Genomic DNA, 564 nt, shown 5'->3' with positions numbered 1-564 from the left:
AGCGGCGCGACCGTTTGCATTTTTTGCGCGATTACCCTTATCTGGCGCAACATCCTGCCTATTTAGGGTTAAGCGATTACTGCCTGGTGCCACTGGTACGAACGGGTGCGGATCGCGTGATGGGTGGCCTGGAGTTTCTCAAGGCGGATGGCAGCCTGTTTGATGACAGTGAAATCGCTTTTTTTCAAGCATTGGCCAGTGTAGTGACCTGCGCACTGGAAAATATCATGACGCGCGAGCAGTCGCAGAAAGAGACAGAATCCCTGCGCCATGAACGCGATCACTACCGCATTCTGGTGGATGTTACCAATACCGTTATCTCCAAACTGGAATTAAAGGCGTTAGCGCAAGAGGTCTCGCGCGAGATCCACCGTTTCTTTGGCATTGATTTTATCGCGCTGGCGCTGGGGGATGGTGAGAACGAGGACGGGCCGTTAACCTACTATGCCACTCATTATCCTGCTGGAGAAAGTCCCGCAGGAAAAACCTCATACCACAAACAAGGCAAAGTGCCGCTGACGGAAACCCTGGCAGCGCAAGTAATGCAAAACAATGCCGTGGTGC

The 564-nt window shown here is 52.7% G+C and carries 1 pseudogene; it reads left to right on the top strand.

Annotated features, from left to right (window positions below):
* Nucleotides 1-564 (top strand): annotated as a pseudogene (locus J5224_RS34445) (hydrogenase); the annotation flags it as partial.

Source organism: Candidatus Symbiopectobacterium sp. NZEC135 (assembly GCF_025962695.1).
Note: the sequence above shows the minus strand (reverse complement) of the source record. Positions and strands in the feature narration are given on the sequence as shown.